Annotated in this window: 10 protein-coding genes; 6 read left to right on the plus strand and 4 right to left on the minus strand. The window is 32.2% G+C overall.

Going from position 1 to position 13830, the window contains the following annotated elements:
* Window positions 1-2 precede the first annotated feature (2 nt).
* From MNO09_RS11265 to MNO09_RS11285, 5 genes are all read left to right on the plus strand, one after another.
* On the plus strand, window positions 3-755 hold the full coding sequence (locus MNO09_RS11265) for a lantibiotic immunity ABC transporter MutE/EpiE family permease subunit (RefSeq protein ID WP_001055395.1): 753 nt from the start codon (window positions 3-5) through the stop codon (window positions 753-755).
* Between the two features lies 1 nt (window position 756).
* Window positions 757-1515, plus strand: a complete 759-nt coding sequence (locus tag MNO09_RS11270) for a lantibiotic immunity ABC transporter MutG family permease subunit (RefSeq protein WP_000279847.1) — start codon at window positions 757-759, stop codon at window positions 1513-1515.
* 41 nt (window positions 1516-1556) lie between these two features.
* Window positions 1557-2219: a response regulator transcription factor gene (locus tag MNO09_RS11275; protein ID WP_000101087.1), complete on the plus strand. Its 663-nt coding sequence runs from the start codon at window positions 1557-1559 to the stop codon at window positions 2217-2219.
* The gene (locus MNO09_RS11280; protein WP_000416690.1) at window positions 2207-3568 is read left to right on the plus strand and encodes a sensor histidine kinase; all 1362 of its coding nucleotides are present in this window, start codon (window positions 2207-2209) and stop codon (window positions 3566-3568) included. The genes MNO09_RS11275 and MNO09_RS11280 overlap by 13 nt, the downstream gene beginning before the upstream one ends.
* A 214-nt stretch (window positions 3569-3782) precedes the next feature.
* Window positions 3783-4769: a choloylglycine hydrolase family protein gene (locus MNO09_RS11285; RefSeq protein WP_088107340.1), complete on the plus strand. Its 987-nt coding sequence runs from the start codon at window positions 3783-3785 to the stop codon at window positions 4767-4769.
* Between the two features lie 503 nt (window positions 4770-5272).
* Here MNO09_RS11285 and MNO09_RS11290 read toward each other — a convergent pair.
* Window positions 5273-5458: a hypothetical protein gene (locus tag MNO09_RS11290; protein WP_000461129.1), complete on the minus strand. Its 186-nt coding sequence runs from the start codon at window positions 5456-5458 to the stop codon at window positions 5273-5275.
* 482 nt (window positions 5459-5940) lie between these two features.
* On the opposite strand from MNO09_RS11290, the gene MNO09_RS11295 reads away from it, so the two are divergent.
* On the plus strand, window positions 5941-8724 hold the full coding sequence (locus MNO09_RS11295; RefSeq protein WP_001261958.1) for a dynamin family protein: 2784 nt from the start codon (window positions 5941-5943) through the stop codon (window positions 8722-8724).
* Window positions 8725-8818: 94 nt separating this feature from the next.
* Here MNO09_RS11295 and MNO09_RS11300 read toward each other — a convergent pair whose 3' ends face one another.
* The 3 genes from MNO09_RS11300 to MNO09_RS11310 all read right to left on the minus strand — a co-directional run bounded on the left by MNO09_RS11300 (window position 8819) and on the right by MNO09_RS11310 (window position 13610).
* On the minus strand, window positions 8819-10738 hold the full coding sequence (locus MNO09_RS11300; protein ID WP_000791057.1) for an LTA synthase family protein: 1920 nt from the start codon (window positions 10736-10738) through the stop codon (window positions 8819-8821).
* A 465-nt stretch (window positions 10739-11203) separates the two neighbouring features.
* Window positions 11204-12541: an NAD(P)/FAD-dependent oxidoreductase gene (locus tag MNO09_RS11305; RefSeq protein ID WP_000272419.1), complete on the minus strand. Its 1338-nt coding sequence runs from the start codon at window positions 12539-12541 to the stop codon at window positions 11204-11206.
* 265 nt (window positions 12542-12806) lie between these two features.
* The gene (locus tag MNO09_RS11310; protein WP_000770996.1) at window positions 12807-13610 is read right to left on the minus strand and encodes a cell wall hydrolase; all 804 of its coding nucleotides are present in this window, start codon (window positions 13608-13610) and stop codon (window positions 12807-12809) included.
* Between the last annotated feature and the right edge of the window lie 220 nt (window positions 13611-13830).

A 13830-nucleotide genomic window follows, 5' to 3' on the forward strand; every position in this document is an offset into this window, starting at 1 on the left:
AAATGAATTTATATATTGCATCTGAAAAAATTAAAATTAAACATACTTTTTTGAACAAACTTATATGGCTAGTTCCATTTGCCACAATACTAATTGCTTTTTTATTATCGGCGGATTATTTTCAATTATCTAGTTACAATTGGTGGTACATTACGATGCTTCCAGGAATGATTTCTTTAAGTTGTGTACTTCTTGCGGAGAAAGATAAGAAAATGAATAATCGTTCTATCTTATCGTTACCAGTTTCATTAAAACGAGTATGGATTTCTAAAGTATTACTAATTTTAGGGATTTTGAGCTTTTCATGCATACTTTTTTTCTGTGGAATCCAGTTATCTAGTTTACTATTAAATAAGGAGAACTTCCGAATCATTCCTACAGTAAATGCGCTATTAGGAAGCGTTCTTTTAATCGTTACTTTTATGTGGCAAATTCCACTCTGCTTGTTTTTAGGTAACAAAATAGGTCTATTTCCGACGCTTCTGTTGAATGTAGGGGCAAATGGAATTTTTGGAGTTGTATTGGCAACAAAAAATATTTGGATGATTAGTCCATACACATATCCAAGTAGACTTATGATTCCTATTTTGAAAATACTACCAAATGGTCTATATGCAGAAACCGGAAGTGTAACGTTCAAACCAGAACTCCTTTCCTACGATGTAATTTTGCCAGGCGTGGCAATTTCTGTCGTGTTGTTCTTTTTGTTTACTTATATGACGGCAAAATGGTTTGAAAAGCAGGAGGCAAAATAATATGGCGGTTTTGTCGAGGATAGTAAGAGCTGATTTTATAAAAATGAAACATACGATTTTTTTCTGGATACATATAGCGATGCCAATCATCGGTATTGCTCTTTTTTTAAGTTATTATTCCATTTCAAAAGTTGATTCTATAAATAAGGTTTCAGGATATATTCAAGTATTATCGATATCTTTTCCGTTGCTAATTAGCATTGTATGTTCTTCTGTTGTGGAACAGGAGGCTGTGGCAGGGAATTTTAAAGAACTTTTATCAACGGAATACGGAAGGCGTAAAGCATTTATTAGTAAAGTATGTTTACTTTTAATATGTGGGTTTTGTTCAACTATGTTGGCAGTCGTTGGGTTTGCGGCAGGATTTCATTCTCTGTTAGGACAAAATAACTTTCCATTTGCTTTGTATGTTGAAATTTCCTTCATTCTTTTTGGTTGTCAAATCTTTATGTATATATGGCATCTGTTCTTAAATTTTCGCTTTAGTAAAGGTGCGTCCATTGGGATTGGAATTATAGAAAGCTTGCTGGTAGCTTTAATGCTTACAGGGATGGGAGATGTGATTTGGAAATACACGCCATGTGCGTGGAGTGTGAGATTATGCAATTATTTTTTGGAGCACAAATTGAGTCCCGCTTCTATTCATGTCTTACAAGTAGAGGGGAAAATTGGAGCAGTGATTTGCGTTTGTTTCACAATCATTGCATTTGTTATTTCCCTTGTATGGTTTTCCTTTTATGAAGGCCGTAAAGAAATGTAAGTGCATTTGTATTATAATGGAAGTGAGAGGAGGGATTCTATATGGCAAGAATATTAGCAATTGATGATGAAGAAGGCATCCTTTATATTATAAAAAGTGCTTTAGAGAAAGAAGGCCATGAGGTAACTGCCGTTAGTAATCCTCTTACTATACCAAAGGAGAAATTTTGTCATTATGATTTAATTCTATTAGATGTCATGATGCCAGAAATAGATGGTTTTACACTTTGTAAGGAAATACGGAATTTGGTTGATAGTCCAATTGTATTTCTAACAGCCAAAACAATGGAGAAGGATCTGATCACAGGGCTTAGTCTCGGTGGAGATGACTATATTACAAAACCTTTTGGAATTGGAGAACTGCGTGCGAGGGTATCCGCACATGTAAGGCGTGAGCATAGAGAAAAGCAAAATGCATTTTTCCTGTCAGGTCTTACATTTCATCTGTCATGTAAAGAAATATGGCATGACGATACATCTATCGCATTTACGAAAAGTGAGTATGGAATTTGCGAATATTTAGCTTTGAATCATGGACAAGTATTTTCAAGAGAAAAGATTTACGAAAATGTTTTTGGTTATGAGGGAGAAAGTGATAACCAAGTAATTGTGGAACATATTAAAAATATCCGTCAAAAATTATGTAAGCATAACATGAATCCAATAGAAACAGTATGGGGAATTGGTTATAAATGGAGAAAGTGAAAAAGCAAGTCAATCTTAGTAAGATTTTAATACAGTATATTTTTGCATTTTCAATAGGGACGATTGCATTAGTTACTTTTTTTATGATTCTATTCCAAGTTGGAGTTAACGCAGAGGTAATCTTGCCAGCAAATTATTATGAAAAGCAGATTGAGTCGCAAAGAGATGCTATAGTTAAAGCGGAGCAGGACGATGATCAAATTTTAAAGCAATATAAATATGTTGTGTATGATTTTTCTGGAAACGTTATTCAAGGGAGTATTAATAAAGATTATGCGGGACAAATATGGAATAACATACATAAGGATGAAAAAGGTGATAGTAAGTACTACTATGCAGTTATAGAACGTGATAAAGATATTTGTGTCATTCTATATACGTTACATGCTACTTTTAAAAATCCTTTTTTGAAGAAGTATTTACCAAGTCCGGAAGTTTGTGAAATTGTTCTTTTTATTCTATTATTTGTTGCCGAAGTGATATTTCTATCTCGCTCTTTTGGTAAAACATTTTCAAAGGAAATGCTGATTTTGAGAAATGTAACAGATAAAATTCAAAAGGAAGATTTAGATTTTCAAGTGGAACAATCTAAAATAAAAGAAGTGAATGAAGTATTAACTTCTTTAGTAAAAATGAAAGATGAATTAAATCATTCGTTACGTACACAGTGGAATATGGAAACAAATAGAAGAGAGCAGATTGCTGCTTTGGCACATGACATTAAAACGCCATTAACGATATTGAGAGGGAATGCAGAGCTATTAAATGAATCAATGCTAGATTCAAATCAGAAGAAATGTAATGAGCATATTTTGAAAAGTATTGATGAGATGGAAATATATATGAAATCTTTGCTCGATATTACGAAATGTGAGGAAGGCGCTTCACTTCAATTCAAGCAAACAGATCTCCGCGACTTTATTCGTAATATTATAGAAGAAAGTGCAATTTGTGTTTTAGGCAAACAGTTAAATCTAATTGAAAATGTTCAGGACATACCAAATTTTATTCCTATTGACGAGACCGCTTTGAAAAGAGCAATTATGAATATAATGATGAATGCAATTGAATATTCTCCAACAAAGGGTGACTTGATGTTCTCAGTGGAAATGATTAGTGAAAAACTGCAATTTATTGTAGAGGACTCGGGAAGAGGGTTTACAGAAGAGGAAATGCATTCAGCTACAGAGCAGTTTTATAGAGGAGATAAAAGTAGAAACTCCAAAGATCATCATGGAATGGGGTTATACATTGCTAAAAGCTTTGCAAAGCAACACGGTGGAAACCTTTACTTAAGTAATTCGGAAAAGCTGCACGGTGCAAAAGTTGTTTTGGAAATATCAGCGTAGTAGAGAGGGTACAGATTATAACAAGTCGCTCCTTTTTAATATAATTCTTTTGCAACTACATTTTAAAAATTCATTTATAAACTAGAGATAACCTCAACCTATTTGTACTTTATATGTGCCTTCTCAATTTTTTTGTAAGGAAAGAGGTTTTCAATTTACAGATTTATCAGAATTATGTAAAGTGTAGATAAAACCATAAAACGGGGTGTTCTTTATGTGTACTAGTTTGACATTACAGACAAAAAACGGTCAGCATCTTTTTGCAAGAACGATGGACTTCACATTAGATTTGAATCAAGAAGTAATAGTGATTCCTCGACATTATCAGTGGAATAATATAACTGGTGAAATTATTAATACGAAACATGCTACGGTCGGAATGGGGATTAATCATCACGGAAGGGTCATTATGGCGGACGGAGTAAATGAAGCAGGTATGACATGTGCAACACTCTATTTTCCAGGATTCGCTTCTTATAGTCAAAACATAGATGACAACAAAACGAATTTGGCTCCGTTTAATTTTGTGACTTGGAGTCTGACACAATTCAATTCTGTCAAAGAGTTAAAGAAATCTGTGGATAGCCTTACCTTTTTGGATATACCATTGCCGGATTTAGGACTTACGCCACCATTACATTGGATTTTAGCGGATAAATGGGGAGATTGTATTGTACTGGAGCCGACAAATGAAGGATTAAAAATGTATGACAACCCACTAGGAGTGATGACGAATAGTCCGGAGTTTAATTGGCATTTGCAAAATTTAAGACAATATATAGGCCTTAAATCGCAGCCATTCGTGCCAACTGAGTGGAGTAACTTGCCATTAAGTGCTTTTGGTCAGGGCTCAGGTTCAATGGGACTTCCAGGGGATTTCACCCCGCCATCAAGGTTTGTGCGGGCGGCATATGGCAAACAAAACATTCAAGGTATAGATAGTGAAGAAGAGGGAGTATCGGCCCTATTTCATATTTTATCAAATTGCGAGGTTCCTAAAGGCGGAGTAATAACAGAAGAAGGTGCATTAGATAATACCATTTATACAAGCGTAATGTGTATGGAGTCCGTAACATATTATTATCATACCTACGATTGTAGACAAATTATAGCTATTCATTTATTTCATGAAAATTTAGATACAGATGAGATTAAAGCCTATTCGTTCCAGCGGAAACAAAAAATATTTTATGAAAACTAAGTTGCTTTGAAACTGCGTTTGGTAAATTTTAAAATATATATAATAGAGCAATAATGTCTATAAAAATTAGGGATCGGAAGGGATATAATTGATAATCTAATAAGTAACCTGAATAAATATCCCTTAAGAGAAAATAGACGTAAAATATTCAAGGTATTATATAAATTCAAGCCAATGACTCCAACCAGTAAAATTCTGCTGGTAGGAGCATTAGCTAAGAAACTTATTTTTTATTAAACTAGCTTTTATTTCTTCTAGAAGGTCCATTAAAGTGCTATTAGGTAAAGTAAACATGGAAGTACTTTATTTATAAATAGTAAAGAACAAAAAAGGTATGGAAAATATCCATACCTTTTTTGTTCTTCCATTATCTATGTATAAAAAAGCGCCGTATATCAGCACTTTTTAAAAATACGTGGGTTGTATAAGAAAGATTTATATAATAACTATGCAAGGTCTAATATAGATTCTTATTTGATTAATTGTTATAAGAGTCTATAAGGTTATTTATTTTTATTATTATTAATTTTTTCCGTATATAACACCTGTTCTTTATAGTGTTTTTTAATTGGGAAAGTATGTGTACCAGAGCCGTTTTTGAAAGTTTTATTGATGGGATTTTTTAGCGGGATTGTTGTAGTTTCAGTAAATTCATATGGGTAGTTTATTTTAGATTTATCTTCAAACATGAAAATGCCTCCTTTTAGGATTTCCTGAATTCTTTACTATAACATGATATGCATATAGATTTTTTTTGGACTAGTTATTTATATAGGTTAATGGAATTAAATTACGTAACTACTGAAATATTTCAAAGGAAAACAATGTGAGAAATATATGATAATGCTTCTTTTATTTATTAGGGAAGGAAATATTGCATATATATTCGTTATAAATTGTTTTTATAATATGGTTTATATAGACTTTTCCTGATAATATAATGCGGGAGATTATAGTGTTATTAGGTTATTAGGAACATTTAATGCTGTTTCACAACTGAAAGGAAAATGAAAAAAAACTGAAACTTTTCTCATAAAAATTCAATCTAACTTGAAAAATGAAAGGAAAATGAAATTTTCCAAAAGATATTCTTTGTTAAGATAAAAAGCATACATACAAAAAGTATTGACATATCTTAAAAATGTATTTTCAAGATATAGTGGGGGAAAAGATGAGAGTAGAAAAACAATTAATAAAAAAGATGTATTATGAAACATTCCTAATGGAGAATGAAACAAAACCACCTATTGATGTACTTGGAGAAGTTTATGTAAACGAAGAAAGAAATGAGATTTCTGATGGATCTTACATTCGTTTTGCACAAGGTGAATTTTATTATCACCATCAAGATTTTGAAGCAGCTATTTTTAAATGGGAGAAAGTTAGTAATGAATTAGCACCATGGGCACAAAAAAATATTGCCGATGCTTATTTCGAGCTTAATCAATTACCAGTTGCTGAAAATGTTTATACTTCCATTACTACTGATAATATAATATTGATGACGGAGATTAGATTACAATTACTTTCTCTTTACATAGAGCAAAATAATTTTGACTCTGCTTTCGCTGTTATTAAAGAAGCAGTTTCTTTAAATCCGGATTATCCAAATGTCACAAAAATTGCCCGTTCCTTTTATGAGGAGCAGCAAGATTTTGATAGTGCAGTAGAGCTTGCTGTGAATGAGTTAATTCGAACAGAATCTTATCCGTGGTTTGAGGTTTTAAAAGGATATATCGATAAAAGATTTACTAAACATATTTCACCAGATTATTTTTATGAAGTATTAGTTACGTTAAATAATGTAGATCAAGTACAATTTACGCAAATGGTTTCATCACTTTGGAATAGTTATAAAAACGAACAAAATTACTTATCATGGCTTAACACAATAAATGAATTTTTCTTACATATTGAAATACATTCGTCCGATATATGGGACAAAATTTCTTCTCTTTACGAAGGAACGTACTTTGAATTAATTCAAGGTCAATATATCCTTAAACAATTGCACGATATCATTCCAAACTTGTTAACAAATTGGTTAAAGGTTGTCAATCCATCTTATGCTGTATTTCCATCTGCAGCTGTATTGGCATGGGATGAGATTTTCCCTTCCGAAATAGATTCAGCAAAGATAAAACATGCTGAAAACCTGTTGTTATATTCTATTAATCATGTGAACGGCTTAGAGTATAGTTTGCATCTTTTTGAATCTATTACAGAGTGGGCACAAAAGCATAATATAGAAATGGGTCACCGATTTAGATGGTTAGTTGGCGAGCTCGCAGATTTAAGCACAAATCGCATTTTAGTAACGGGAACTTCAGGAAACGGAAAAACTACATTTATTAACTCTATAATAGGAGAAAATATATTAGAAAAAACAATTTCAAATGTAGTAGTTTTAAAAAATGATGCGCATACAGAAATTAACGCCATAACAGACTTAGCAATTACAACAACTGAAGATGTCTCGGATTACCATAATATGATGTCTCAGCACCATCAAACATATAGAGATAGAGCATGTGTTGAATTTAAATTACCATGCAGATTTTTAAGTGAAAATAAACTTACATTTGTAGTTACACCTGGATTTAATAGGAATAACGATACTAGAGATGAAGTATTCGAATATTTGAATTCTGTAGACGAATTACTATTCGTATTGAATGCGGATTCACCTTTTACTGACAAAGAACGTGATATTCTATTAAGCATTCAAGAACATACACCAAATTTACAAATTCATTTCTTATTAAATAAAATCGATAACATTTACAGTGATGCAGAAGTGAAAAGAGTATTACATGATACGCAAGCGAGAATAAACACATATTTCCCGCATGCGAGAATTTTCCCTTACTCTTCGTTATATACAAGTAGTCAACAATTAAATGATTTAACTGAGTTTATTCATTTTAACTTTAATCATAAAAATGTCGATGCAGAACGTACGGAAAAGCTATTGTTTTTCATTCGAAAAACAATTAAATATCTATTGGATAAACGCGTTGAGAAAGAAAACAAATTAGTGGATTCTATTCATTGGAATGAAGATATGCTAGTGAAACTAAATGGTAGCATTAATAATCTTACTACTTTTGAGAAGGAAAAAATTCATTTCATTACAAAATCATATCGCACAATGAAAATGGAAATTACGAATGAACTTACTGAAAATATTCCGAAGATATTACAGAGTTGTTCGGATTTAATTAGTGAAGAAAGCGATTTCGGGCACATTGATACGGAACTAAATAAAGCGATGAATGAAAGAGTACATAAATATTTAGAACAAACTGTATTACCTAATTTTGCTCTTTCTATGCAAAATTGGATTGCGATTTCTAATAATGAGCTCCTTCAAAGTCAATCGTACCTAGAAGAACTTAGTGAAGGACTTAATTCTTTATTTGGAGAAAATCGAATACAGTTAGAATGTGATTTTAAAGTGCTTGATGACTGGCGCAGAGATACTGACAGAATGACGACTAGAATACAAATGGATGAAGTAAATATTTTACGTCGCTTTACGCCAGCACAATTTTTACTGAAAAGTGCCGGTAAATTATTTGGAGTTCTTCCTAAAAACAAAGGTATGCTATATAACAAATACAAACAGTATGTAGAAAATGAAGATTATACCGAGGTAACGGCTTCTATTATGAAGAAATTTTTCTTGCAATTTGAGCTGTTTGAAAACACGCAAGAGCGAGATATTAACATATTCTTTAGGAATCCATTTAACTCCTTGAAACAAGCTGTAGAAAACACTCATTTAGAAATACAAGAAAAACAAGAGATGTTACATAAGATGAAATCACAACCTGAAGTTTATCATGATTCTATCATGCTCTTTGAATTGAGATTACGTCAATGTGAAGTGATTTTAAATATAGGTGATGATCATACCTATACAGATGAAACTTTAGAAACAAGCGTAGAATAAAAGTAACATATACGAGGTTTATGACATTGCATCATATGTTATACGATAGTAAAAGGGAGCAACTTATTACAGTTGCTCCCTTTTACTATTTAGATTATTTTTCAGTCTCTTTAATTTTAGTTTGTACTTCGCCAGTTTTAATTTTATTACTTTCTGAGAAACGTAATAAATCGCCTTCAATAATTTTGTCAGACATTCGTAATTCATTTTGTGCACGATTAATGAGTGCTTGTGCTTCTTTTTTTGGTAAATCTACAATTTTACCTGTTATGCGGTCATAGAAAGTGTTGTTTGTGTATGCATACTTCTCTGTAATAAAGCTACCATCACGTAAAACAACAAAACCGGTATATTCATCTGAAAACATATCATGACCAAAACGGATATCTTTCGTAGTATCAATCCCAAGTAAGTTTAGAATAGTAGGTTTCATATCGATTTGTCCCGTAGGCTTTGAAATCGTTTGACCTTCTGTTTGTCCAGGCATATGAATATATAAAGGTGTACGTTGTAAATTTAAAGTATCAAATTCTGTTATTTGATCTTTTTCTAAAAACTGTGCCATTGCGCGATTATGTTTTTCAGAAATGCCATAATGATCACCGTACAACACAATAATAGAATCATCATACATTCCCTCGGCCTTTAAACGCTCAATAAATTTTTTAATTGATTCGTCTAAGTAACGTGCTGTTACGATATAACGATCAAATACGCCATTACCAGAGTTGTATGGTTCAATGAATTTTGTATCTTCATCATACGTAAATGGATAATGGTTCGTTAAAGTAAGGAAACGAGCATAAAAGGGTTGGTCAACAGTTTTTAATATATCTACTGATTGATCAAAGTATTCGATATCTTTTAATCCCCAATTTAAATTTGTTTCGGGCGTAATTTTGTAATCAAGTTCATTATAGTAACGATCATAACCGAGAGCAGAGTACATAATGTTACGATTCCAAAATGTTGCGTTATTCGCATGGAATACAGAAGTGAAATAACCTTGCTGACGTAAAATTTCTGGAGTCGCAGTATAATCATTGTTACCGTGCGTGAAAAATACAGCTCCTCGATTTAATGGATACAGCGACGTATCGATTAGAAATTCAGAATCGGATGTTTTTCCTTGCCCAGTTTGGTGGAAAAAGTTATCGAAGTAATAGCTTTCATTTATGAATTCATTCAAGAATGGTGTAATTTCTTGACCGTTAACTGATGCGCCTATTAAAAAGGTTTGTAGGGATTCAAGAGTGACAACAATTACGTTTTTTCCTTTTGCTGCACCAAACATGTTAGGGTTTGGCTCACTTTGGTTTGCCTTTACGTAGTTTTCAGTTTCTTGTAATTTACTACTATCAGCAAGTGCTTTTTGTGATCCTGCTTTTACTTGTAGTGTTAAATCATATACTTGATGAGTGTATAGTCCTAAATTTTTAACAAGCATGACTCGGTCGAATGATCTGGTTAATAGTTCAGGTCGTTCTTTTTCTGCAAGGTGTAGATTCGCAAAAAATACACCAATTGTTAAGAGAAAATATAACAAGCGTGCCGGATGAGTTACACGTCCTGTTTGGAAGACGAGTGCCTTCTTCTTTAACAAAATAAAGAAGAAAATAATGTCTACGAAAGCGAGTATAATTTTATAGTTCAATATTTCTATAATACTGCCGCCTAATTGGCCAAAGTTTGATGTTTGTCCAAGTACTGGTAACGTAACGAAATCACTATAAAAATCATAGAACATTACATTCCCAACAAGTACGATTGTTAGTAAGAGATTAATACATAGCGCTATATAATTTCGTTTTTCCCCAGTTGCAAATAATGCTAATCCGACAAAAGCTAATGATGCAGCGAGAGGGCTAATAAACAAAATAAGCTCTTGTGTAGAAGACTCAATTTTTAAATCGAAACTGAATCTTGTAATAAGATATGTTTTTAACCATACTGCTAAAGCAATTATTAAAACAAAGCTTATATTTTGCATTTGTAAATTAATTTTATTTTTCATTTTTACACCTTCTTTATATAATTTATTTAACTTGTGTTATATATTATATTTTCATAACTATTAGAGTGTAATGAACCATTTAATGGTTTCTAAAGGTAATAATATAAAGTATTCATATACGTACAATGGGGAATTTTAAAGCGCAAATCTATTTTTTGAAATAGAACAGAAAAAGTCATAGTTGTAGTAAAAAATACTTATAGACATCCTAACATATTAAACACTATGATGATGTTACAAAATATCGAACAAATGAAAGGGGAAATGAATAGAGGCTTTTAAAACTGTTGACATTCAATTTGTTAGAATTGAATGTCGATAGTTTTACCATACATAGTTATGTTAAATATGTATCTCGTGAAATCCCGATTCTTGGTGGGATAATCATTAGCGTTGGAAAGATAAGGTACATAAATAAAGCGTTATGGAAGTTAAAATATTTGATTGCTATCTTAATGAAAGAAATTAAATATGAGATAAATATTTTCCAACATACAACCCACTTGCAGCAGCTTGAGATAATGAATGAGTGACGCCTGAACAATCTCCAACTAAAAATAGTCCATGTACACTTGTTTCAAAATGGTTATTGATTTTTATCGTAGGAGCATAAAACTTTCCGTCAATTCCATATAATAAAGTATCTTTATCGATCGGTTCTTGGATAAATTGTTCTAAGCGTAATAAAAATTCTTTAAGTCCTTCAATATATAATGGAGGAATTTCTGTATTCAAATCTCCATAACTTCCTTGTAGTGTAGGCTGTATACGGTTATGTTTCATGTCGTTCGCTGTTGTAGGCTGTTTATTTAGTAAGTCCTCTAAGCGCTGTATAACAATCCGATCTCGTCCTTGGTTAATGCTTTTAATAATTGAACTTGCGTATATATTTGCTTCTTTGAGAGTTGAAAAATAGCGCGGGATAAATAAAGTGAAATTTAAGTTAGGTGTGCCAGTTCCTTTCTCTCGAAAATTTTGACCGTCAGGCATAACTAAACCTTCTTCGTACTTTCTAATGATGCGTCCTTTTGGATTCATACAGTACGTAGTTGCTGTGAAGTGTTCATGCTCATAAGAAAGTTTTGTCTCAAATGTATCTTTTAATATAGAACGTAATTGGTGTTCTTTCATCTCTACTCTAATCCCTAAATCTACACGAGTTTGTTCCTGAGAAATATTTAGAGAAGTGCACATTTCTTTTAACCAATCCGCTCCGGAACGCCCAGTTGCAAATACTAGTTGCTTAGATTGAGCTATTCCTTCATTTGTCTCTATTGTAAAATAATCTTTCTGTTTCATAATATGTTGTACATCTATATGAAATTGGATATTTATTTTCGTAAGTAAAAATTCATAGAGCTGCTGAAAAATTTCACTTGAAAGGGTAGTGCCAAGATGCCTTACTTCTGTTGTTAGCATTTGTAAACCACACGCTTCAGCTCTCGTATTGAGAGTTGGATTTTCTGTAGAGTATTTTGAAACAGAACTCCCTCCGAACTGACATAGAATTTCATCTACTTCAGCCATGAGTTGTATAAAGCCTTCTTTACCGACTTTTTTCTCAAGTTCTCCGCCGAATCCGTTTGTATAATTAAATTTCCCTTCAGATTTTCCTAAACCACCAAACCCGAAATATTTATCACATGTAGTACAAGTACACACTTTTCCTTCGTCTAAAGGACAATGGCGATCATTTAGCGCTTTACCTTTATCAAGAATTAAAACCTTTTTGTTACTTTTAGCTAGTGAATAAGCCATAAAAATGCTACTTACTCCAGCGCCGATAATTGTAACATCATACATATTCTTTCACCTGCTAACGAATAGTTTGTTTTTATGTTTCTAGTGTATAACAATTTTATGAAGTTAAGAAATAGCTTTTATTAATAAAGAGGGAGTTTTTGAACTTGATGCTTTTTTAATTTCTCCGAGTGGTGGGGTAAATACAAATGTTTTTATTTGAAAGAAGAAATAGTTTTAAATGAACACTATGTCATATGATTAATAAAATCTAACATATAAAAAAACAGACCTTTCAAGTGAAGAGGTCTGTTAATGATTTCAAATCTTATTTAGCAAACACATGGTTACCAATTACTGCTACTGTTTGACGTGTCGTAATCCATTTGTCTGTTGATGTTTTTGGATTATAGAAATAAAGCCAATCAGAATGTATGCCATTTGTGGAGATAGCTTCTTCTACTGCCATTTTTGCTTCTGGGCTTGCAGGCTGATTAATTCTTCCATCTGTAACAGGAGTAAAGGCATATCCGTATTTAATAGGTTCATAAATAACGCCTGTTATTGTATTTGGAAAACCTTTTGCGTTTACACGATTTAGTATAACTTTTGCTACAGCTACTTTACCTTTATAGGATTCGCCACCTGCTTCAGCGGTAACTAAGCGTGCCATTAAGTCTTTTTCTTTTTCTGTAATGCTTGAGTTAATTTTTAAATGTTGTCCTGTATAAAGCTTGTTTCCGGCTATATTGTTAATTTGTTTTATAGATTGAACGGTAACATTGTAACGCTTTGCTATCGTTTCTAATGAATCTCCCTGTTGTACTTGATAAATAATTTGTCTAGAAATGTTCGCAGGTTTGGGTTTGGCATTTTGACGAACGATGATTTCATTTGAGTTCGTGGACCCTGGAATATTTAACTGTTCACCAATAAAGGTTTGATCGTTTCCTTTATTATTAGCCTGTTTAATGGATTGTATTGAAACCCCGTATTGTTTACTAATGCCCCAAAGTGTATCATTCTTTTTTACTGTATGAATGGTAGATGCTTCAGCTGTACTTTGATGACATACGAATGTAATTGCAGCTGCAGATATAGGGATTATATGTTTTATTTTTAATAATTTCATTGTAAATCCTCCTAGCAAAAATAAGGTGAAACTGTTAAGTAATGTAGTTCAGAATGTCTATACATAATATTTCAATATAAGTATATTAGCACGTATAAAATAAATAATCATCATAAGTTTCTTATTTATGCAGTGTAGAGTCCGAATATGAAATATTGCATATGAAAATACATTGAAGTTCATATTGCTGATTACTATAATCTATTTAGTAGAAAGGGAA

The organism is Bacillus sp. N5-665, from assembly GCF_022637375.2.
Classification (GTDB): Bacteria; Bacillota; Bacilli; order Bacillales; family Bacillaceae_G; genus Bacillus_A; species Bacillus_A wiedmannii.